The organism is Micromonospora globosa, from assembly GCF_000717585.1.
Classification (GTDB): domain Bacteria; phylum Actinomycetota; class Actinomycetes; order Mycobacteriales; family Micromonosporaceae; genus Micromonospora; species Micromonospora aurantiaca.
In genome coordinates this window covers 222,195-243,162 of record NZ_JNZR01000004.1, presented here as the reverse complement: position 1 = coordinate 243,162, position 20,968 = coordinate 222,195, and the positions used below count along the sequence as shown (strand labels likewise).

22 protein-coding genes are annotated in these 20,968 nt (G+C 72.6%); 4 read left to right on the top strand and 18 right to left on the bottom strand.

Features of this window, described 5'->3' with window-relative positions; translation table 11 throughout:
• Positions 1-54 precede the first annotated feature (54 nt).
• Positions 55-1,077, bottom strand: a complete 1,023-nt coding sequence (fbaA, locus tag IF06_RS0107215; RefSeq protein WP_013283394.1) for a class II fructose-bisphosphate aldolase — start codon at positions 1,075-1,077, stop codon at positions 55-57.
• A gap of 195 nt (positions 1,078-1,272) precedes the next feature.
• Positions 1,273-1,656 carry a phage holin family protein gene (locus tag IF06_RS0107210; RefSeq protein WP_013283393.1) on the bottom strand — a complete coding sequence of 128 codons (384 nt, stop codon included), beginning with the start codon at positions 1,654-1,656 and terminating at the stop codon, positions 1,273-1,275.
• 138 nt (positions 1,657-1,794) lie between these two features.
• On the opposite strand from IF06_RS0107210, the gene IF06_RS0107205 reads away from it, so the two are divergent.
• Positions 1,795-2,004 (top strand): hypothetical protein, encoded by a 210-nt coding sequence (locus IF06_RS0107205; RefSeq protein ID WP_013283392.1) that lies wholly within the window; start codon positions 1,795-1,797, stop codon positions 2,002-2,004.
• Positions 2,005-2,016: 12 nt separating this feature from the next.
• Here IF06_RS0107205 and IF06_RS0107200 read toward each other — a convergent pair whose 3' ends face one another.
• Together IF06_RS0107200 and IF06_RS0107195 are read right to left on the bottom strand one after the other, a co-directional pair.
• Positions 2,017-3,069, bottom strand: coding sequence for an LCP family protein (locus IF06_RS0107200; RefSeq protein WP_030269744.1), 1,053 nt, complete (start codon positions 3,067-3,069; stop codon positions 2,017-2,019).
• Positions 3,069-3,551: a SigE family RNA polymerase sigma factor gene (locus tag IF06_RS0107195; RefSeq protein ID WP_030269742.1), complete on the bottom strand. Its 483-nt coding sequence runs from the start codon at positions 3,549-3,551 to the stop codon at positions 3,069-3,071. Before IF06_RS0107195 ends, IF06_RS0107200 begins: the two co-directional genes overlap by 1 nt.
• A gap of 118 nt (positions 3,552-3,669) precedes the next feature.
• Between IF06_RS0107195 and IF06_RS0107190 the strand changes: the two genes are divergently transcribed.
• From IF06_RS0107190 to IF06_RS0107180, 3 genes are read left to right on the top strand one after another with little or no spacing between them, the layout of a single operon-like run.
• The gene (locus IF06_RS0107190) at positions 3,670-5,160 is read left to right on the top strand and encodes a 3' terminal RNA ribose 2'-O-methyltransferase Hen1 (protein WP_030269740.1); all 1,491 of its coding nucleotides are present in this window, start codon (positions 3,670-3,672) and stop codon (positions 5,158-5,160) included.
• The gene (locus tag IF06_RS0107185; RefSeq protein ID WP_030269739.1) at positions 5,157-7,673 is read left to right on the top strand and encodes a polynucleotide kinase-phosphatase; all 2,517 of its coding nucleotides are present in this window, start codon (positions 5,157-5,159) and stop codon (positions 7,671-7,673) included. The genes IF06_RS0107190 and IF06_RS0107185 overlap by 4 nt, the downstream gene beginning before the upstream one ends.
• Positions 7,674-7,696: 23 nt before the next feature.
• On the top strand, positions 7,697-8,542 hold the full coding sequence (locus tag IF06_RS0107180) for a DedA family protein (protein ID WP_030269737.1): 846 nt from the start codon (positions 7,697-7,699) through the stop codon (positions 8,540-8,542).
• 172 nt (positions 8,543-8,714) lie between these two features.
• Here the strand turns inward: IF06_RS0107180 and IF06_RS0107175 are convergent, their stop codons facing one another.
• From IF06_RS0107175 to clpB, 14 genes are all read right to left on the bottom strand, one after another.
• Complete coding sequence (locus IF06_RS0107175; RefSeq protein ID WP_007454255.1) at positions 8,715-9,092, bottom strand: ArsR/SmtB family transcription factor; 378 nt, start codon at positions 9,090-9,092, stop codon at positions 8,715-8,717.
• Between the two features lie 57 nt (positions 9,093-9,149).
• Positions 9,150-9,689, bottom strand: a complete 540-nt coding sequence (gene pyrE, locus IF06_RS0107170; protein WP_013283387.1) for an orotate phosphoribosyltransferase — start codon at positions 9,687-9,689, stop codon at positions 9,150-9,152.
• A gap of 154 nt (positions 9,690-9,843) precedes the next feature.
• Positions 9,844-10,653, bottom strand: coding sequence for an SDR family NAD(P)-dependent oxidoreductase (locus IF06_RS0107165; RefSeq protein WP_030269734.1), 810 nt, complete (start codon positions 10,651-10,653; stop codon positions 9,844-9,846).
• Positions 10,650-11,378 (bottom strand): hypothetical protein, encoded by a 729-nt coding sequence (locus IF06_RS0107160; RefSeq protein ID WP_030269733.1) that lies wholly within the window; start codon positions 11,376-11,378, stop codon positions 10,650-10,652. Before IF06_RS0107160 ends, IF06_RS0107165 begins: the two co-directional genes overlap by 4 nt.
• A gap of 72 nt (positions 11,379-11,450) precedes the next feature.
• Positions 11,451-12,206, bottom strand: coding sequence for a hypothetical protein (locus tag IF06_RS0107155; protein WP_030269731.1), 756 nt, complete (start codon positions 12,204-12,206; stop codon positions 11,451-11,453).
• A gap of 69 nt (positions 12,207-12,275) precedes the next feature.
• Positions 12,276-13,274 (bottom strand): hypothetical protein, encoded by a 999-nt coding sequence (locus IF06_RS0107150; RefSeq protein WP_030269729.1) that lies wholly within the window; start codon positions 13,272-13,274, stop codon positions 12,276-12,278.
• Positions 13,275-13,341: 67 nt separating this feature from the next.
• On the bottom strand, positions 13,342-14,910 hold the full coding sequence (locus IF06_RS0107145; protein ID WP_013283382.1) for a polyamine aminopropyltransferase: 1,569 nt from the start codon (positions 14,908-14,910) through the stop codon (positions 13,342-13,344).
• Positions 14,907-15,680, bottom strand: a complete 774-nt coding sequence (locus IF06_RS0107140) for a hypothetical protein (protein ID WP_030269726.1) — start codon at positions 15,678-15,680, stop codon at positions 14,907-14,909. Before IF06_RS0107140 ends, IF06_RS0107145 begins: the two co-directional genes overlap by 4 nt.
• Positions 15,680-16,102: a DUF350 domain-containing protein gene (locus tag IF06_RS0107135; RefSeq protein ID WP_030269725.1), complete on the bottom strand. Its 423-nt coding sequence runs from the start codon at positions 16,100-16,102 to the stop codon at positions 15,680-15,682. The genes IF06_RS0107140 and IF06_RS0107135 overlap by 1 nt, the downstream gene beginning before the upstream one ends.
• A gap of 31 nt (positions 16,103-16,133) precedes the next feature.
• A complete protein-coding gene (locus tag IF06_RS0107130) occupies positions 16,134-16,559 on the bottom strand; it encodes a DUF4247 domain-containing protein (protein WP_013283379.1) in 426 nt (141 codons plus the stop codon).
• Positions 16,556-17,050, bottom strand: a complete 495-nt coding sequence (locus tag IF06_RS0107125; protein WP_013283378.1) for a DUF2617 family protein — start codon at positions 17,048-17,050, stop codon at positions 16,556-16,558. Before IF06_RS0107125 ends, IF06_RS0107130 begins: the two co-directional genes overlap by 4 nt.
• 1 nt (position 17,051) lies before the next feature.
• Positions 17,052-17,690, bottom strand: coding sequence for a DUF4178 domain-containing protein (locus tag IF06_RS0107120; protein WP_030269724.1), 639 nt, complete (start codon positions 17,688-17,690; stop codon positions 17,052-17,054).
• An 81-nt stretch (positions 17,691-17,771) separates the two neighbouring features.
• Complete coding sequence (locus IF06_RS0107115; protein WP_030269723.1) at positions 17,772-18,152, bottom strand: hypothetical protein; 381 nt, start codon at positions 18,150-18,152, stop codon at positions 17,772-17,774.
• Between the two features lie 216 nt (positions 18,153-18,368).
• Positions 18,369-20,960, bottom strand: coding sequence for an ATP-dependent chaperone ClpB (gene clpB, locus IF06_RS0107110; RefSeq protein ID WP_030269722.1), 2,592 nt, complete (start codon positions 20,958-20,960; stop codon positions 18,369-18,371).
• Positions 20,961-20,968 lie beyond the last annotated feature (8 nt).

Below are 20,968 nucleotides of genomic sequence, written 5' to 3'. Positions count from 1 at the left end.
GGCCCCTTGTTAACGCCGAGCGTTAACAAGGGGCCCTTCCTTACACGCGGGGTGTCACTTCATGGTGGTGCCGGTGGAGCGCAGGTGCTCGCAGGCCTCGACCACGCGGGCGGCCATGCCGGCCTCGGCGGCCTTGCCCCAGACACGCGGGTCGTACATCTTCTTGTTGCCGACCTCGCCGTCGACCTTGAGCACGCCGTCGTAGTTGCGGAACATGTGGTCCGCGACCGGGCGGGTGAAGGTGTACTGGGTGTCGGTGTCGATGTTCATCTTCACCACGCCGTAGTCCAGCGCCTCCCGGATCTCCGACAGCAGCGAGCCGGAGCCGCCGTGGAAGACCAGGCTGAGCGGCTTGTCCTTGCCGTACTTGGCGCCGACCGCGTCCTGGATCTGCTTGAGCACCTCGGGACGGAGCTTGACGTTGCCCGGCTTGTAGACGCCGTGCACGTTGCCGAAGGTCAGCGCCGCCATGTAGCGGCCCTTCTCGCCCAGGCCGAGCGCGTCGACCATGGCCAGGCCGTCGTCGACGGTGGTGTAGAGCTTGTCGTTGATGGCGTTCTCGACGCCGTCCTCCTCGCCGCCGACGACGCCCACCTCGATCTCCAGGACGATCTTGCCCTTGGCGGCCTCGGCGAGGAGCTGCTCGGCGATCTCCAGGTTCTCCGCCACCGGCACGGCCGAGCCGTCCCACATGTGCGACTGGAACAGCGGCTCCTGGCCGCCCTTGACGCGCTCCTGCGAGATGGCCATCAGCGGCCGGACGAACTTGTCCAGCTTGTCCTTCGGGCAGTGGTCGGTGTGCAGCGCGATGTTCACCGGGTACTTCTTGGCGACCTCGTGCGCGTACGCGGCGAACGCCACAGCGCCGGTCACCATGTCCTTCACGGACGGGCCGGACAGGTATTCCGCGCCGCCGGTGGAGACCTGGATGATGCCGTCGCTCTCCGCATCGGCGAAGCCCTTGAGCGCCGCGTTCAGCGTCTGCGAGGAGGTCACGTTGATCGCGGGGTACGCGTACCGGCCGGCCTTGGCCCGGTCCAGCATCTCCGCGTAAGCCTCGGGGGAAGCGATGGGCATGTCGAACGCTCCTTACTTACCGCTCTCGGCCGTGCAGGCCGCTGTCTTCCATGGAGGGCGGCCGTTCCGGCCCCGGGTCTTCCCCGGAGCCGACCGTTCCGGTCGCTGACGTCCACGGCTGCGCCGGACCGCGCTGTCCACCGCGGGCAGTATCCCGTAGGAGCGTGAGCCGGGCACAACCGGCCCGGACGCCGCTCACCGATTCTCCAGCCGGTCCGGCACGATGACGCTGATCAGCCAGCTCACCACCGCGACCACGATGGCGCCCCAGAAGGCGGCCCAGAAGCCGTCCACGTGGAACGGGAGCTTCAGCACCCCGGCGATCCAGTCGGTGAGCAGGAACAGCAGCGCGTTCACCACGAGCGCGAACAGGCCGAGCGTGAGCAGGTAGAACACGCAGCCGAACACCTTGATGAGCGGCTTGAGCACCGCGTTGACCACACCGAAGACCAGTGCCACCACGATCAGGGTGAGCACGTTGCTGCCGGTGTTACGGCCGCTCACCTCCACTCCGGGCACGATCAGCGTCGCGATCCACAACGCGACCGCGGTGATCGCCAGTCGGATCAGGAAGCCCATGCCTCCCATCCTGGCACCGGCCGCGCGCCGGGAGCGGGACAATCGCCGACTCCGCCGTTCCGCCCGCCACCCAGCGGCGGCCCGGAGCAGCCCGTACGGTGGTGGGGACGATGCCCGCACGGAGAACAGGGAGGGACGATGGGTCAGCCCGACGAGGACTTCGCCCCCAGTGACCACCTCGCCCCGGAGGAGCGGGATCTGGAGGCCGAGCCGGCCGACGCGGTGGAGCAGGCCACCACAGTGACCGACGAGACAGACGGCGAGCCGCACCGGGGCATGGAGGTCGACGACTGGGACGCCATGGAGCAGGCCCGCGTCGTCGCCGCCGACGAGGACGACTACCGCTGACCCGGTGCCCGGTCACCGCAGGGCGGTGACCTGACCCGGGTGTTCTGCGGCCCACTGCCCCAGCCGGTCCGCGCGCAACGCCTCCAGGAACCCGGGGGCGAGTTCCGGGTCCGGCTCGTACCCGCGACCGTTCCACTCGTCCCGTACCGGGAAGGCGAGCGCGACCGGCTCGGCCGCGGCGGTTCGGCCGGCCGCGGCCACCAGCGCCGGCAGCGACAGGTCGCCGGTGTCGGCCGTGACGGCCGGTCCGATCCGCAGGAGCAGCCGGCCGAGTTGCGCCGGATCGGTCGCCGTGCCCTGCTCCCGAAGCTGGCGGAGCAGACCGGCGGCGTAGCGGGCCGCGTTGCGGTCCCGGTCCAGCCCGCCGTCGCGCAGGCCGTACCGCTGCCGCAGCAGGTCCACCGCCGCCGCGCCGTCGAGCCGCTGGCAACCGGCCGGGAAACGCCGCTCGGTGTGCACCGAACGCACCGGCGCCGGCAGGCAGACCGGCACGCCGCCGACCGCGTCGGTCAGCTCACGCGCCCCCGGGTACGTGAGCACCGCGCCGGCGTCGACGCGTACCCCGGTCAGCCGGGCGACCGCCTGGCGGGTCGCGCGGTAGCCGGCGGCCAGGTCGGTGCCCGAACCGGCGGCACGGGAGAACGTCGCATTGAGCTTCTCCGTCCCGCCCTGCGGCGGCACCGGCACCAGCAGGTCACGCGGGAACGACACGAGGTGGAGCCGGCTCCGGTCGGCCGGAAGGTGCACCAGCAGCACCGAGTCGGCGCGCCGGCTGCCGACCGACTGGTCGACGCCGAGCAGCAGCAGGTTCAACGCGCCGCCGGGCTCCGGCACCGGCGTGGGGGGCGCGGGCGCCGCCGTCGGCGCCGGCGGCCGGGGCGCCATCGCCGTGAAACCGACAAGCGCGACGGCGGCGACCGCCAGGGCCGTCCCGGCCAGGCGTACGCGCCGACGGCGCCGACGGCGACTGATCACCGCCCGGTCGACGGCGGCCCGGACCGGGCCGACGGGCGGGGTCGACTCCTCGAGGCGGGCGAACGCGGCCCGCAGCTCGTCCTCGATCATCAGCAGACCTCCACGAGTTCGGCTCGGAGGGTGGCCAGCGCGCGCGAGATGCTGGACCGGACCGTGCCGACGGCGCAGCCGAGGATCTCGGCGATCTCCCCGTCCGGCAGGTCCTCGTAGTAGCGCAGCACCAGCGCGGCCCGCTGCCGCCGGGGCAACCGGGACAGCCAGGACCGGACCTGGTCCCGGTCCACGGCGGACTGGGCGTGGTCGGTCGGCGCGGCCACCGACTCGTCCGCCTCGCCGCGCAGCAGCACCCGCCGCGCCCACGATCCGCGCCGCCAGTCGATGAACTGGTTGGTGAGCATCCGGCGCACGTACCGCTCCGGGGCGTCGGTGCGGGCCACCCGCCGCCAGTTGAGCTGGACCCGGACCATGGTCTCCTGCACGATGTCCTGGGCCTGGTGCGGATCCCCGGTCAGCATGACCGCGTACCGCAGCAGGGCGCCCAACCGCGCGTCGGCGAACTCCTCGTACGTCACTGCACCTCCCGGTGTCCCGTTCCATGGACGGTCCCGGGCAGCCGGAACATTGCGGCGGGATTCGGCCTCCCCGGAAACCCCCACGACAGGAACCGGGCGATCACGAGATCATCGATGGGTGCTGCTGACCCTGACCACGACCCACCGCCCGGCGACCGACCTCGGACACCTCCTGGTGAAGCATCCGGACCGCGTGCAGAGCTTCGACCTGCCCGCCGGTGCCGCGCATGTGTTCTACCCGGAGGCGGACGAGGCGCGCTGCACCGCGGCGCTGCTGGTCGAGGTCGATCCGCTCAAGCTGGGCGGCGGCCGCCGGAACCGGGCGCCGGAGGGCTTCGCGCTCGGGCAGTACGTCAACGACCGTCCGTACGCCGCCTCCAGCCTGCTCTCGTCGGCGCTGTCGAAGGTGTTCCGCTCCGCCCTGCGGGGCGAGTCGCGCGACCGTCCCGAGCTGGCGGCGAGCGCGATCCCGCTGACCGTACGGGTGCCGGTGCTGCGCTGCCGCGGCGGTGCCGAGCTGGCGGTACGGATCTTCGCCCCGCTGGGCTGGACCGTGACTGCCACCCCGATCCCGCTCGACGAGACGTACCCGGAGTGGGGTGACAGCCGCTACGTCGACCTGACGCTGACCGGCACGCTGCGGCTCGCGGACGCCCTCAACCACCTGTACGTGCTGCTGCCGGTGCTCGACGACGCCAAGCACTACTGGGTGGCACCGGACGAGGTGGACAAGCTGCTGCGGGCCGGTGCCGGCTGGCTGGCCGGTCATCCGGAGCGGGGCCTGATCACGCGCCGCTATCTGGCGCACCGCCGGGCGCTCGCGGGTGAGGCGATGGCCCGGCTGACCGAGCTGCGGCTCGCCGACGAGCCGCCCGCCGACGACAGCATCGAGCCGTCGACCGGAGAGCCGGCCGGGTCGTCGGGCGGCGGGGCCGGGACGGCGGAGGACGTCCGCCGGGCCTCCCTGGCGGTACGGCGACGGGAGGCGGTGCTCGCCGCGCTGCGGGACAGCGGAGCGAGCCGGGTGCTGGACCTGGGCTGCGGTGGCGGTGCGCTGCTCACCGCGCTCGTCGCCGACCGGCGGTTCACCGAGGTGGTGGGCGTCGACGTGTCGGACCGGTCGCTCGGCATGGCGGCCCGGCGGCTGCGCCTGGACCGGCTTCCGGAGCGGCAGCGGGACCGGATCCGGCTGTGGCAGTCCGCGCTCACCTACCGGGACGACCGGCTCCGGGGGTACGACGCGGCGGTGCTGATGGAGGTGGTCGAGCACCTCGACCCGCCGCGCCTGCCTGCGCTGGAGGACGCGGTGTTCGGCCACGCCCGGCCGGGCACGGTGGTGGTGACCACCCCGAACGTCGAGTACAACGTGCGCTACGAGGGGCTCGCGCCGGGCCGGTTCCGGCACGCGGACCACAGGTTCGAGTGGACCCGGGCCGAGTTCGCCGCCTGGGTGGACCGGGTGGCGGCGGCGCACGGCTACACGGCGGTGCTCGGCGGCGTCGGCGACGAGGACCCGGAGGTGGGCACGCCGACCCAGATCGCGGTGCTGACGCGGGATGACCGCAACGAGAACACCAGCAACGACCGGAAGGAGGCGACGAACCGATGACCGTCCTGGACATCCCCGAGCTGGCACTGGTGGCGCTCGTCGGCGTCTCCGGCTCCGGCAAGTCGACGTTCGCCCGGCGGCACTTCGCGCCCAGCCAGGTGCTCTCCTCGGACACGTTCCGCGGCCTGGTGGCCGACGACGAGAACGACCAGTCCGCGTCCGCCGACGCGTTCGACGCGCTGCACCACGTCGCCGCCATCCGGCTGCGGCGGGGACTGCTGACTGTGGTCGACGCGACGAACCTCCAGCCGCACGCCCGCGCCGGGCTGATCCGGGTGGCCCGGGAGCACGACGTGCTGCCGGTGGCGATCGTGCTGGACGTGCCGGAGGCGGTGGCCTGGGAGCGTACGGAGGCGCGCGCCGACCGGACGCACGGCCGCCAGGTACTCAACCGGATGCACCGCGACCTGCGGCAGTCGTACGGGCGGCTGGCCCGCGAGGGCTTCCGCAAGGTGCACGTGCTGCGCGGGGTGGACGAGATCGACGCCGCGGAGATCCGCTACGAGAAGCTGTTCAACGACCGGCGCGAGCTGACCGGCCCGTTCGACGTGGTCGGGGACGTGCACGGCTGCCGGACCGAGCTGGAGGCGCTGCTGTCCCGGCTCGGCTACGTGCTGCGGCACGACGACGCGGGCCGCCCGGTGGACGCGGCGCACCCGTCGGGGCGTACCGCGGTGTTCGTCGGTGACCTGGTGGACCGCGGCCCGGACTCGCCCGGCGTGCTCCGCCTGGTGATGGGCATGGTGGCGGCCGGGCACGCGATCTGCGTGCCGGGCAACCACGAGCAGAAGCTGCTGCGCAAGCTGCGCGGCCGGGACGTCCGGCTGACCCACGGCCTGGCCGAGACGATGGAGCAGCTCGCCGCCGAGCCGCCGGAGTTCGTCGCCGGGGTGGAGACGTTCATCGACGGCCTGGTCAGCCACTTCGTGCTCGACGGCGGCCGGCTCGTGGTGGCGCACGCCGGGCTGAAGGAGGCGTACCACGGGCGGGCGTCCGGCCGGGTGCGGTCGTTCGCGCTCTACGGCGAGACCACCGGCGAGACCGACGAGTACGGCCTGCCGGTGCGCTACCCGTGGGCGCGGGACTACCGGGGTTCGGCGATGGTCGTGTACGGGCACACGCCGACGCCCGAGCCGGAGTGGGTGAACAACACCATCTGCCTGGACACCGGTTGCGTGTTCGGCGGGCAGCTCACCGCGCTGCGTTACCCGGAGAAGGAGCTGGTGGCGGTCCCGGCGGTGAAGGAGTGGTACGCCCCGGCACGTCCGCTGGTCCCGGTCACGCCGTCGCGGCCGGACACCGTGCTGGACCTGGCCGACGTGACCGGGCGACGGCACCTCACCCACGCGTACGGGTCGCTGACCGTGCCGGCCGAGAACGCCGCCGCCGCGCTGGAGGTGATGAGCCGGTTCGCGGTCGACCCGGGCCGGCTGGTGTGGCTGCCGCCGACCATGGCGCCCTGCTCCACGTCGGCAGTGGACGGGTTCCTGGAGCACCCGGCCGAGGCGTTCGCCGACTATCGCGCGGCGGGCGTCGAGCGGGTGGTCTGCGAGGAGAAGCACATGGGCTCGCGAGCGGTGGTGCTCGTGGAGCGGGAGCCGGGCCGTTTCGGCGGCGGGGTGGTGCACACCCGTACCGGCAGGCCGTTCTTCGATCCGCCGCTCGACGGCGAGCTGCTGACCCGGGTGCGCGACGCGGTCACCAGCGCCGGCCTCTGGGCCGAGCTGGACACCGACTGGCTGCTGCTCGACGCCGAGCTGCTGCCCTGGTCGGCGAAGGCGAGCGGGCTGATCCGCGAGCAGTACGCCGGGGTCGGCGCGGCCGGGCGGGCCGCGTTGCCGGCGGTGCTCGCCGCGCTGGACACCGCCGCCGGGCGCGGGATGCCGGTGGCGGGGCTGCGCGACCGGATGGCCGGGCGGGCCGCCGAGATCACCGCCTACTCGGCTGCCTACCGGGCGTACGTCCGGCCGACCGACGGGCTGCGCGGGGTGACGCTGGCGCCGTTCGCGGTGCTGGCCGGGGCCGGGGTGAGCTACGCCGACCGCGACCACGGCTGGCACCTGGCGCTGGCCGACCGGCTCTGCGCCGCCGACCCGGAGTTCTTCACGCCGACCCGGCGGCGGGTGGTGGACCTGGCCGACGAGTCGGCGGTGGCCGACGCCACCGAGTGGTGGCTGGCGCTCACCGCGGCCGGTGGCGAGGGCATGGTGGTCAAGCCGTACGCGGGCCTGGCCGCCCGTTCGCCGAAGGGCTCGTTGCTCCAGCCGGGGATCAAGTGCCGGGGGCGGGAGTACCTGCGGATCATCTACGGTCCCGGGTACACCGAGGCGGGGCAGCTCGCCGCGTTGCGCCGCCGTTCGCTGGGTCGCAAGCGCGGGCTCGCCCTGCGCGAGCACGGACTGGGCCTGGCCGCCCTGGACGCGCTGGCCGAGGACGCCCCGCTCTGGCGCCGCCACGAGCTGGTGTTCGCGATCCTCGCCTGCGAGTCCGAGCCGGTCGACCCCCGCCTCTGACGAGGACGCCCGGTCCGGCCGAAATGCCGGACCGGGCCGGGGTACCCTGTGTGGCCGTGGACACAGCAGAGAAGACCCGGATGTTCTCCGAGAGCGTGGCGCTGAACCCGCTCGATCCGAAGGACCTCATCCACACCTTCGGCATGATCGGCGTCTGGGTGATCCTCTTCGCCGAGACCGGGCTGCTCGTCGGCTTCTTCTTCCCGGGCGACTCGCTGCTGTTCCTGGCCGGGGTGGCCGCCTCTCCGGTGGCCGACGCCATCTTCGGCGACGGCACCCGCCTGTCCCTGGCCGGGCTGATGATCGGCGGTCCGCTCTGCGCCATCGTCGGCGCCCAGCTCGGGCACTGGCTCGGCGCCCGGTACGGCCGGCGCATGTTCGAGAAGCCCAACTCCCGTCTGTTCAAGCGGGAGTACGTGGAGAAGGCGGAGTACTACTTCCAGAAGTTCGGCCCGGCGAAGGCCGTGGTGCTGGCCCGGTTCATCCCGATCGTGCGGACGTTCCTCAACCCGGTGGCCGGGGTGCTCGGCATGCCGGCCCGCCAGTTCTTCGTGTGGAACGTGGTGGGCGCGGTCCTCTGGGTGGACGGCATCCTGCTGATCGGCTACCTGCTGGCCCGGCAGATCTACGACGCCATCGGCGACAAGATCGACAGGTACATCCTGCCGGTCGTCGCGCTGATCATCGTGATCTCGGTGCTGCCGATCTTCTTCGAGTTCCTCCGCGACCGGCGGGCACGCAAGCGCGGCGAGGCGGTCGCCGTCATCACCGCGGCGACTGTGGCCGGCACTGTGGAGGCGGCCCGGGAGGGCATCGAGGAGCACCGTCCCGGCCACGGCGACGGGCACGGCGGTCAGCACCGCCGCTGAGCACGTACGGACGCCGAAGGCCGGCCCTCGGACGAGGACCGGCCTTCGACAGCACTGCTCCAGCCGGGTCACACGGACGACGACAGCCGTCACCGTGCGCTGATGGCGCCACCCCTCGCACGCCACCGGTCACCCGGTCGGGACGACCCTCGGTCGGGTCGGCCCGAAGGTTTCAGCGAGCCTTCTTGGTGGCCCGCTTCCGCGGCGGGGTGAGCAGATCCGCGATCGTGGCGATCGCGGACGGCACCAGCCGGTAGTACGCCCAGACCCCGCGCTTCTCCCGCTCCAGCAAGCCGGCCTCGGTGAGGATTCGCAGGTGGTGGCTGACCGTCGGCTGCGAGAGGCCGAGCGGCGCGGTGAGGTCACACACGCACGCCTCCCCCTCGGGAGCCGACTGGATCAGGCTGAGCAGCCGCAGCCGGGCGGGGTCAGCGAGGGCCTTGAGGACCCCCGCAAGCCGCTCGGCGTCGGCGCGTTCGATCGGCTCGCCGGCAAGCGGCGAGATCTGAGGCATGGTCATTTCAGCCAACGCAGTTCCCACGTATTCCATCCTTCCACCAGCAGCATCGATCCGCCTGCATATCAGCAGATCCGAATCGGCAAACTTTTACGCCACAAGGCCGAGGTCAGCCAACGTATAGGCCGCCCGATAGGGCAATCCGGCGGCTCGCACCGTGTCGCCGGCACCTCGATCAACAATAACCGCCACACCCACCACCTCGGCCCCTGCCTCACGCAATGCGTCGACAGCCGTCAACACACTTCCACCGGTGGTGGAGGTGTCCTCGACCGCGAGCACCCGTCGCCCGGAGACGTCCGGCCCCTCGATCCGGCGCTGGAGACCGTGGGCCTTGCCCTCCTTGCGGACCACGAAGGCGTCGACCGCGTGGCCGGTGCCCGCCGAGGCGTGCAGCATGGCGGCGGCCACCGGATCGGCGCCCAGGGTCAGCCCGCCGACCGCGTCGTAGGCCCAGTCGGCGGTGAGGTCGCGCATGACCCGGCCGATCAACGGAGCTGCCTCGTGATGGAGCGTGACGCGACGCAGATCCACGTACCAGTCCGCCTCGCGGCCCGACGAGAGCACCACCCGGCCGTGCACCACAGCGAGGTCAGTGATGAATTTGCGCAGGTCGTCGTGGTCGCCCATGGCCCAAGAGCGTACTTCGCAAGTCTGAGCGCCATGTTTCGGGCCTGCCCTGGTCAACCCTGCGGGCGACCGACGGGTGGCGATGAGCGGCTACGCTGTGCGACCGTCCATCCCGGCCGGCCGCCGGGCCGGTGCGCGTACGGGCTGCCGCCGGTCAGCCGCGCTGCCGGCCGACCGCACCCCGGGTGTCCCGCCGGAAGCCGCGCAGCAGCCGCTTCGGCGCGTGCCGCAGCCCGGCCACCGCCACCTTGTACTTCCAGTCCGGCACGCTCACCGACTTGCCTTTGCGCAGGTCACGGAGCCCTTCGGCGACCACATCGTCGGCTCGCAGCCAGGCCCAGGCGGGCAGGCGCGACATGTCGATGCCCGCGCGTTCGTGAACTCCGGTTCGCGTGTAGCCGGGACAGAGCGCCATCACGCGCACACCCAGCGGTGCGACGGACTGGCCGATCGATTCACTGAAATTCGTCACCCACGCCTTGCTGGCCGAGTACGTGGATCCCGGCATGGGGACACCGAAGCCGGCAACGGAAGAGACATTTATCACTGCCCCGTGGCCTCTCTCGATCATCGGACCGAGGGCGGCGTGGGTCAGACGCAGCACCGCGAGCACGTTGAGCCGGACCAGCCGCGCCTCGTCCGCCACCGACGAGCGGACGAACGACGTGCTCAGACTGATGCCGGCGTTGTTGACGAGCAGCTCGATCGGCGTACCGGCGGTCAGCCGCTGCTCGACCGCCGCACAGCCGTCCTCGGTGGACAGATCGGCCGCGATCGTCTCCACGTCACCGCCGTGCCGGCCGGTCAGCTCGGCCGCCAGCGCGTCGAGCCGGGCGGCGTCCCGGGCCACCAGGACGAGGTCCCATCCGTCGGCGGCGAGCTGGCGGGCGAACGCCTCGCCGATGCCCAGGCTGGCGCCGGTCACCAGGGCGCGGCGCCGGGAGGGGTGGGTGTCACCGGTCATCGGCTGTCCTCGGGAGGTGGCGGGAACCCACCCGGCGGCGTCGCGGGCGGGACGGACGGGGGCGGGTTCAGGCCGGGTGGCGGCCCCCAGGGCGTCGGCCCGGGGGCGGCCGCGCCGGACACTGTCGAGCCGTAGCCGGACAGCCGCAGCGGTGCGGTACGGCGTCGCAGGAACGCGCCGGACGACGGCAGCGTGAGCAGCACGGCGACCACCAGATAGCCGAGGATCTGCGCCACCGACAACGTCGCGTTCACCGGGATCCACCACGACGGGTACGCGTCGCCGACGAGCCCCAGCAGGTCGGCGGTGATCCGGTCGTCCGCGCCGAGCCGCAGCGGGGCGGCCCGCTGGCCGACCAGCACCGCCAGCCCGCAGCAACCGCAGAGCAGGCCCGTGCCGGCGACCACCCAGGTCGCCGTGCGGGCACCGGACCGGCCGGCGAGCAGACCGAGCGCGAGCCCGACGAGCAGCAGCGCGGCGAGCACGCCGAGCACGGCGGCCAGCACTGTGGAGCCGCGCAGCAGACCGGCCACCTGGTCGACGTCGCCGCCGCTGGCGCCGGTCCGCTCGGCTGCCGCGTCCCGGAACCGGTCCACCGTGCCGCCGCCGACGGCCAGGTTGACCACCGCGTACGCCACGGCGCCGACCGCCATCACCAGCAGCAGCGCCGCCGCGGCGAGGACCGTGCCCGGCCGGCGGGGTGCGGCCCGTTCGGGGTACGACACGACTGATCCCTCCGGTAGGCGTCGGCTTGCAACCTACTCGGAGGGATCGTCGGCGTCGCTGCAATCCGGACGTCAACTTCCGGATGGCGGCTCCGGGTCGCGGCGCTCACCCGGCTGACCACCGGGCGCGGACGGCGGCTGACCGCCGGGCGTCGACGGCGGGGTGCCGGGAGCCGGCGGGTACGACGGGTACGCCGGATCCCCGGACTGGCCCGGGTGCGACGGGTACGCCGGGTAGGCGCCACCGGGCACCGGCGGCTCCCAGCCGGCCTTGGGCTTGCGGAAGAACTCGTTCGCCTTCGGCAGCGCCAGCAGGATCAGCGCGGCCAGCAGGGCGAGCAGCGCGACCAGACCCAGCAGCAGGTTGACCGGGGTGTACCAGGACGGCAGCGCGTCCTCCAGCCGGCGCTGGATCTCCTCCGAGCTGGGCACGTCACCGGTGGTGTTGCCGCCGCCCGTCATGCCGCCGGTGAGACCGGTCAGCAGCCCGCCGCCGGTGCAGCAGAACAGGATGCCGCCCAGCACCCAGGTGGTGATCCGGGAGCCGTTCTTGCCCCGGTTGTTCAGCAGCGCGAGGACGACGAGCCCGGCCGCGATCAGCAGCGACACGACCGCCGTGATGATGCTGAACGCGTACGCGATGTCGCCGGCCCCTTCGGCCGAGGTGCCCGCGTACGCGTCGGTGAGAACGTCGCGGATCTTGCCGACGACGGTCAGCGCCACGATCAGGTTCAGCACCTGGATCGCGGCGACGAGGATGAGCAGCCAACTGGAGAGCGTCACCACGCCGGGACGCGTGCGGGGCGGGGTGCCCGGAGCATCGACCATGATTCTCCCTTCCTGGATCAGATGCCCACCGTAGCGATCTTCCACCAGCTCAGCACGCCGGAAACGGCTCTACCTCTCGGCGGCGCGCCGCAACCGGCGGTGCTCGGCGGTGACCACGCCGAGCAACGCGAGATCGAGCGCGACGGCGGAGACCGCGCCGAACTGGTTCACAGTGAAGTTGAAGACCTGCCCGAACAGCAGGTCGACGAGCAGCGCCAGCTTGAACAGGCGGAACGCCTCGGCCCGGTTGCGGCGCAGCAGCCAGGCGGCCCACAGACCGAGCACGGCGGTGATCAACGCGGTGGCGCTGACGCCGAGCACCGCGCCCCACTCCCGTTCCTGGTCCAGTTTCCCGGTCACCCCGTCGAGGAACACCGCCACCACCGTGAGCACCGGCTCCACCACCAGGTAGACCACCACCGGCCAGACCAGCCAGCGGCGTCCGGCCGCCCAGACGGCGAGGCGCCGGGCCCGGTCCGCCGCCCGCTGCCAGAGCGGCACCGGCGGCGGTTCCCGGTGGGGCACCGCTTCGAGCAGGTGCGCCACCGCCGTCTCGGTGGCCGGTCCGGTGCCCTGGACGAGCCGCAGCACGGCGATCCGGCGGCGGTCGGTCAGCCCGCCCGGCAGGCCGCTGAGCACCATGTCCAGTGCGTTCGTGGTGCGCTCGGCCGGGGTCAGCCGGGACCGGCCGGTGCGCCCGCGTACCGCCTGGATGAGCAGGACCAGCAGCGCGAACGCGACATAGATGATGGCGGCGGCGGGGGCGTAGAAGTAGTCGGTGCCGGTGGTGACGAACTTGCCCACCTCGTCGATGAACAACCCGAACCCGATGCCGCCGATCACCGCCCCGCCGCTGCGGGCGCCACCGCCGAGGAAGACGAGCGGGATGCCCAGGCCGACGGCGAGCAGCAGGCCGCCCCAGAGGACGTGCGCGATGTGCAGCCCGCCGCCGCCGAGCTGTGGATAGTCGGTGGCCTTCAGGTACGCCCGCACGGCCAGCACGGTGACCACGCCGGAGAGCACGAACGCCTGGAGGTAGGACGCCGCCTCGACCGCCCGGGTCGGCAGCCGGCGGACCAGCCAGCCGATCCCCGGTCGGTGACGCGACGACGATTCGGGTGGCATGTCCCGAAACCTAGTAGCCGCGCCACTCCTCGCGGGCGTAGTCCAGCACCCTCGGGCGCAACAGGGTGGAGGCCGGTACGTCGATCCGGGCCCGGTCGGCGGGGAACGTGCCGGCGGCGGCCAGCACCGCCGGGGTGAGGAAACGCAGCGGCGGCGGATCGTCCGGCAGCGCCAGTTCCGGCGCGACGTCACCCGGCGCGGCGAGCACGAACCCCCAGTCGCCGAAGCTCGGCACGTCGACGTGGTACGGCACTGTGGCGAAGCCCGCCTCGCGCACCGACCGCTCGATCGACCAGTACGACCGGGGTGCGAAGTAGGGCGACCCGGACTGCACGACGAGCCGACCGCCGGGGGCCAGCACCGGCCGGATCAGCGTGTAGAACTCGATCGTGTAGAGCTTCGCGGTGGCCGTCTCGTCCGGATCGGGCAGGTCGGCGATCACCACGTCGAAGCGGTCCGTGGCGGTACGCAGCCAGGCGAACGCGTCCAGGTTGAGCACCCGTACCCGGGGGTCGGTGAGCGACTCCCGGTTCAGCTCGCGCAGCTGCGGCTCCCGGCGGGCCAGCTCGACCACTGCCGGGTCGAGGTCGACGAGCGTCACCGAGCGCACGTCCGGGTACTTGAGGATCTCCCGTGCGGCCAGCCCGTCCCCGGCGCCGAGCACCAGCACGTCACCGTGCGCCCCCCGCATCGCCGGATGCACGAGCGCCTCGTGGTAGCGGTACTCGTCGATCGAGCTGAACTGGAGGTCGCCGTTGAGGAACAGCCGCAGGTCGGTGTCGGAGTGGCCGGGCTCGCGCACGGATCGGGTGAGCACGATCTCCTGGTAGCGGCTGCGCTCGGCGTGCACCACCGGGTCGCGGTAGAGCTGCTGGCGGGTGGTCACCTCGAAGTCGTGGGCGGTCACCCAGGCGTACCCGAGGAGCAGGCCGACCACGACGGTGGCCGCGCCCAGCGCGGCCCGCGCCCGGCGGCCGAGTTCGGCGCGGAACACGGTGAAGACGAGCACCACACCGGCGACCGCGTTCACCGCGCCCACCACGAGCGCGCCCTTGAGCTGGCCGAAGACCGGGATCAGCAGGAACGGGAAGGCCAGCCCGCCGAGCAGCGCGCCCACGTAGTCGGCGGCGAACAGGTCGGCCACCGCGCTGCCCGCCGACTGCTCCCGGATGCGTTGCAGCATCACCATGAGCAGCGGGATCTCCGCGCCGATCAGCAGTCCGAGCACGAACGCGGTGCCGACGAGCGCCGGACCGTACAGGTCGAGCCAGGCGAACGCGGCGTAGAGGCCGAGCACCGACAGGCCGCCGAGCAGCGCCAGCGTCAGCTCGATCACCGCGAACGAGACCACCGCCCGGGACTGCAACGGCTTCGCCACCAGCGCGCCGACGCCCATCGCGAAGACCATCACGCCGAGCACGATCGACGCCTGGCCGACCGTGTCGCCGATCAGGTAGCTGCCGAGCGCGACCAGCGCCAGCTCGTACACCAGGCCGCAGGCCGCGCACACGAAGACCGCGAGCAGGACCGCCGCGCGGGCCAGGCGCCACCGCGGCCGTGCGGCCACGTCGACTGTCACCGTCTGCTCCGGGTACGTCCGGCGGCTCCCGCCCCGGCGCGCTGCGCGGGCACCCGTCCCCGGTGGTTGCGGCGCTGGCGCACGCCCACGACGAGGAACAGCGCGGCGAGCAGGAACAGACCGAGCGAGCTGAGGACGTAGATCCAGCGGTCCCGCCAGAAGTCGTTGCCGGCGTCCGGCAGCGGTGCGGCCGCGGTCGACGGCCGGGCGGTGGGGGTGGCGGCCGGCTCGGCGAGCCCGCGCTCGGCGGCGAGCAGCGGCAGGATCGTGGCGGCCCGGGTGACGGCCCAGCCCGGGTCGTCGACGAATGCCTCCTCGTCCAGCCCGAAGCGGCTCAGGCGGGTCTCGATCGCGGCGAGGTCGGCGAACTCGATGTCGTCCGAGCCCTTGATCCGGATCGTGGCGGAGTCCTCCGACTCGCTGCTGGACGAGGTGTACCTGACGTTCGCGGACACAGCGATCCAGCGCGTGCAGCCGGGAGCGTCGATGACTGTGGTGCCGTCGCCGAGGTTGGAGCCGACGCTCACCTCGTCGTACACGTCGAGCAGTTCCCAGCCGTAGCAGATGCCCTGGCTGTCGGCGGCGGCCCGGAGGATCGGCACGGTGCCGGACCGCTCGTCAGCCGCCGGCGCGGGGACGGAGGTGTCCGAGTCGCCGCTGAACACACCGATGGCGCAGACGACGACCACGATCCCCACGACCACGGACCAGATCACCGTCTGGGTGCGCTTGTCCTTCCCCGCCGAACGCTGTGCGGGCTTTCCGCTCATCAGATGATCGCGGCCGCGATGATCGCACCGGTGGCGAGGTGCACGGTGGCGGAGACCCACACCGCCGGGTGCGGCTCCGGGTCGACGAGCAGCTCACCGAGCTTGCCCGGCGTGGCCACGTCGAGCAGCACGAACGCCGCCGCCATGATCACCAGACCGAGGATGCCGTACGCGGCGGCCCCGACCAGCCCCAGCGTGAAGTCGTCGTCGCTGGCCACGATCGCGGCGACCACGATCGTGCCGACCCCGAGCAGGTTGGACGAGAGCAGCAGCGCCGCGTTGCGGTTGCGCTCGGTCCAGATCAGCTCGTGGAGCTTGCCGGGGGTGGCCAGGTCGACCAGGACGTAGCCGATCGCCATCAGGACGACGCCGACCGCGCCGTAGGCGAGGGTGACCAGCAGGTCGGTGACGAGATGCTGCACAGGAGACTCCAGGGTGAGGGGGTCGGAGGGGCTACTTGCCGGAACCGGGGCCGCCGCCCCGGACCGTGCTGCCTCGGCCCCAGCCCCAGCTGTTGCCGACGACGCTGTGGTACCGGGGGTAGGCGGTGGTCATCTTCTCCAGCAGGATCACCGAGCCGACGGCGAGCGGGAGGATCACCACCGAGTCGTCGTCGTAGCGCAGGTACACGCCGCTGCCGTCGACGTACTGGTCGGCCGGCTTCCAGGTGTCGGTGATCTGCTTGGACACGTCGCTCGGCGCCTTGTTCGAGGTGTAAGCGATCGCGTTCGAGCCGATGTCCCGCCCGGTGGCGCGGGAGAAGTTGTCCTCCACGTAGCCGCGCGGCGAGAAGTTGCCGTAGAAGATCGTGAAGGCGGCGATGAGCGCGCCGATGACGGCGACCGCCACGCCCACCACGAACCACCGTCGGTACGTCACAGCTCCTCCACCACCGTCTCGGTCAGGACCAGCTCGTTGGTCTGCGGGTAGGCGTGCCAGGTGCGCCAGGCGAGCACGCCGTCCGGCGGGGCGGGCCGCACGGAGAGCGCGGTGACCGCGTCCTCGTCGCCGGGGAAGACGCCGATCAGCGCGTACGGGTCCTCGGCCAGCTCGGCGCGCAGCGCCGCGACCCGGGTACGCAGGCCGTCGCCCTCCGGCCGGAGCACTGTGGCGAGGAACCGGTAGCCGGCCGTCTCGTCGTGCAGCGTGCCCGGCAGGTGCGGCGGGCGGCCGGGCAGGCAGGCGACCGTCTCGGTGAGCGTGCCGAGCACCACCTGGTGGGAGGCGCCCAGCAGGCGCAGCCGCAGCCGGGGCAGGCCGGGCAGGTCGATGTCGCGTACGGCGAGCGCCGGCAGCTCCGGGCCGCCCAGGGCCAGGCTCAGATCGGCGGCGCTGGTGTCGACGTAGGGCGCGTCCAGACAGACGAGCACGTCAGCGCACCGTGTCCGGGCCACCCTGCGGGTAGATCATCACCTCGGCGCGGCGCAGCTCCTCGCCGAGGTTGACCTCCCAGCCGGCCTCCCCGTACGCCTCGAACGACAGCCGTGCGCCGCCGGGCGCCTGGTAGTCGTAGTAGCGCATGGTGCCGTTCGGGTCGAGGCCGGTGCCCTCGGTGGCCGTGTACCGGGCCTGGCCCGACTCGTCCCAGTTGTAGCGACGGCCGGCGATCTCCAGCGTCGGGGCGCCGGGCGTCACGGTGGCCCCCGGCTCGCTGGTCCAGAGCACCATCTCCAGGTCCGGGTCGGCCTCGACGGAGAGCCAGCGCTTCACCCCGCCCGCATCGTCGAGCAGGTGCTCCGCCCAGCTCCAGCCGCCCTCGACCAGGTGCACCGAGCCACGGACCGTGTACGGCACCGCGCGGATCTCGACGATGTCGCCGGGCTTGAGCGCGCGCGGGTCGCCGCGCAGCGCGTCCGCGTCCCGGTCCCGGAACGGGTCACCCGGCGCCGCCTTCGTCTTCGGGCGGGACGCGGACTGGGACTTCCGCCACGCGATCACCGCGATCACCACTCCGGCCACCCCGACCAGACATCCCAGCGTGGCCAGCACCCACGCCAACGAACCGTTCACGACCGCCTCCCCCAACGTGCTCGGCGGGAACGGTAACAACCGCACGCACGCCTGCTGAAGTCCTGTTCGCTGAGTGTGTGCTCAGCTACTGTCGGCGGCGGCGAGCCGGTCGGCGGCGTATTCGCCCAGCGTGGCGCGGCCCATGAGGCAGCCGGAGAACGTGGTGAACTCGCCGTCGTCGCCGCGCAGCCGGGCCCAGGCGTCCCGCCCGGCGGCCGGGTCGACCGCCTCCAGCAGCGTCGCCGCGTACGCCCGGCCGGCCGGCGAACCCTTGCGGAGCAACCTGTCGACCCGCTTGCGGGCCGCCTCCGGGTGCTCCCGCAGCCCCTGTTCCAGCGTCCGGTACGCCTCGGTCGCGGGCAGGATCTGCCCCGCCAGTCCCACCCCGCCGAAGGCGAGGGTGTCCGCGCGGTCGAGTTCCCGCGCGGCCGCGTCCAGTTCCCGTTCCCAGCTCCCGCTCATGCCCCACTATGTGCCCACCCCACCAACCCCTCACGCTCACTCCGTTCGCGTGAAAGGAAGGGCCCCCTTTTAACGCCTCCGGTAGAGGAAGGGCCCCTTGTTAACACCACGGCGCACAGCACCCACGGCACGCAGCACCCACGGCACGCGGGCCGGCACGGCCGGGGACGGCGAAGGCCCGGCCGGGAGGGCCGGGCCTTCGCGGGGTGGCGCGGGTCAGGCGGCGGTCACCGCCAGGGACTCCTTGGAGTCGGACAGGTCGACGCGGACCGTGTCGCCGTCGCGGATGTCACCGGCCAGCAGCGCCTTCGCGAGCTGGTCGCCGATCGCCGACTGCACCAGCCGGCGCAGCGGGCGGGCACCGTAGATCGGGTCGTACCCGTGCTCGGCCAGCCACGTGCGGGCCGCGTCGGTGATCTCCAGGCCCAGCCGGCGGTCGGCCAGCCGGCGGCGCATCCGGTCGAGCTGGATGTCCACGATCGACCGCAGGTCCTCGCCCTGGAGCGCGGCGAACACCACGATGTCGTCGAGCCGGTTGAGGAACTCCGGCTTGAAGTGCGACCGGACCACCGCGAGCACGCCCTCCCGGCGCTCGTTCTCGGTGAGCGTCAGGTCGCTGATCACCGACGAACCGAGGTTCGAGGTGAGGATCAGGATCGCGTTGCGGAAGTCCACGGTACGGCCCTGACCGTCGGTGAGCCGGCCGTCGTCGAGCACCTGGAGCAGCACGTCGAAGACGTCCGGGTGGGCCTTCTCCACCTCGTCCAGCAGGATCACCGAGTACGGCCGGCGGCGTACCGCCTCGGTGAGCTGGCCGCCCTCCTCGTAGCCGACGTACCCGGGCGGGGCGCCGACCAGGCGGGCCACCGAGTGCTTCTCGCCGTACTCGCTCATGTCGATGCGGACCATGGCCCGCTCGTCGTCGAAGAGGAACTCGGCGAGCGCCTTTGCGAGCTCGGTCTTGCCGACGCCGGTCGGGCCGAGGAACAGGAAGCTGCCGGTCGGCCGGTCCGGGTCGGCGACGCCGGCCCGGGCGCGGCGTACCGCGTCGGAGACCGCGCCCACCGCCTCGGCCTGGCCGACCACGCGGCCGCGCAGCGTTTCCTCCATCCGGAGCAGCTTGGCGGTCTCGCCTTCGAGCAGCCGCCCGGCGGGGATGCCGGTCCAGGAGGCGACCACTGCGGCGATGTCGTCCGCGCCGACCTCCTCCTTGAGCATCGCGCCGTCGGCCTGGAGCCGGGCCAGCTCCTCCTCGGCCTGCTTCAGCTCGGTCCGCAGCGCGGGGATCCGGCCGTACCGCAGTTCGGCGGCGCGTTCCAGCTCGCCGTCGCGCTCGGCCCGCTCGGCCTCGCCACCGAGGCGCTCCAGCTCCTCCTTGGCGGTGGAGAGCTTGGTGATGTGGCTCTTCTCGGTCTGCCAGCGCTCGGAGAGCGCGGTGAGCTGCTCGCGCTTGTCGGCCAGCTCCTTGCGCAGCCGCTCCAGACGCTCGGCGGACGCGGCGTCCGGCTCCTTTGCGAGCGCCATCTCCTCGATCTCCAGGCGGCGTACCGCCCGCTCGATCTCGTCCACCTCGACCGGGCGCGAGTCGATCTCCATGCGCAGCCGGGACGCTGACTCGTCCACCAGGTCGATCGCCTTGTCCGGCAGGAACCGGTCGGTGATGTACCGGTCGGAGAGCGAGGCGGCGGCCACGAGTGCGGCGTCGGTGATCCGTACGCCGTGGTGCACCTCGTAGCGCTCCTTGAGCCCGCGCAGGATGCCGATGGTGGCCTCGATGGTCGGCTCGCCGACCAGCACCGGCTGGAAGCGGCGCTCCAGGGCCGGGTCCTTCTCGATGTGCTCGCGGTACTCGTCGAGCGTGGTCGCGCCGACCATCCGCAGCTCGCCGCGCGCCAGCATCGGCTTGAGCATGTTGCCGGCGTCCATCGAGCCCTCGCCCTTGCCGGCGCCGACCACGGTGTGCAGCTCGTCCAGGAACGTGATGACCTGGCCGTCGGAGTTCTTGATCTCCTCCAGCACGGACTTCAGCCGCTCCTCGAACTGACCGCGGTACGACGCACCGGCGACCATCGCGCCGAGGTCGAGCGAGACGAGCTTCTTGTCCCGCAGCGACTCCGGCACGTCGCCGGCCACGATCCGCTGGGCCAGGCCCTCCACGATCGCGGTCTTGCCGACGCCCGGCTCGCCGATCAGCACCGGGTTGTTCTTCGTACGCCGGGACAGCACCTGGATCACCCGGCGGATCTCCGAGTCCCGGCCGATCACCGGGTCGATCTTGCCGTCGCGGGCGCTGGCGGTGAGGTCCACGCCGTACTTGGCCAGGGCCTGGTAGGTCTGCTCCGGGTCGGCGGTGGTCACCCGGCGGTCGCCGCCCCGGACGGTCGGGAACGCGGCGACCAGGTTCTCCTCGGTGGCGCCGGAGTTCTTCAGCGCTACCGAGACCGCGCCGCCGACCCGGGCCAGCCCGGCCAGCAGGTGCTCGGTGGAGGTGTACTCGTCGCCCAGCGGCCGCGCGATCTGCTCGGCGGCGCCGATGGCGTTGACGAACTCGCGGGCGAGGGTCGGCTCGGCGATGCTCGACCCGCGTGCGGCCGGCAGCGCGTCGACCGAGCGCTGGGCGACGCGGCGCAGCTCGGCGGGGTCGGCTCCGACGGCGCGCAGCAGGCCCGCGGCGGTCGAGCCCTCGGTGTCCAGCAGTGACAGCAGCAGGTGCCAGGGCTCCACGGTGGCGTGACCGCGCTGGTTCGCCAGCGCGACGGCACCGGTGATGGCTTCGCGGCTCTTGGTGGTGAGACGTTCCGTGTTCATGGGCTCCC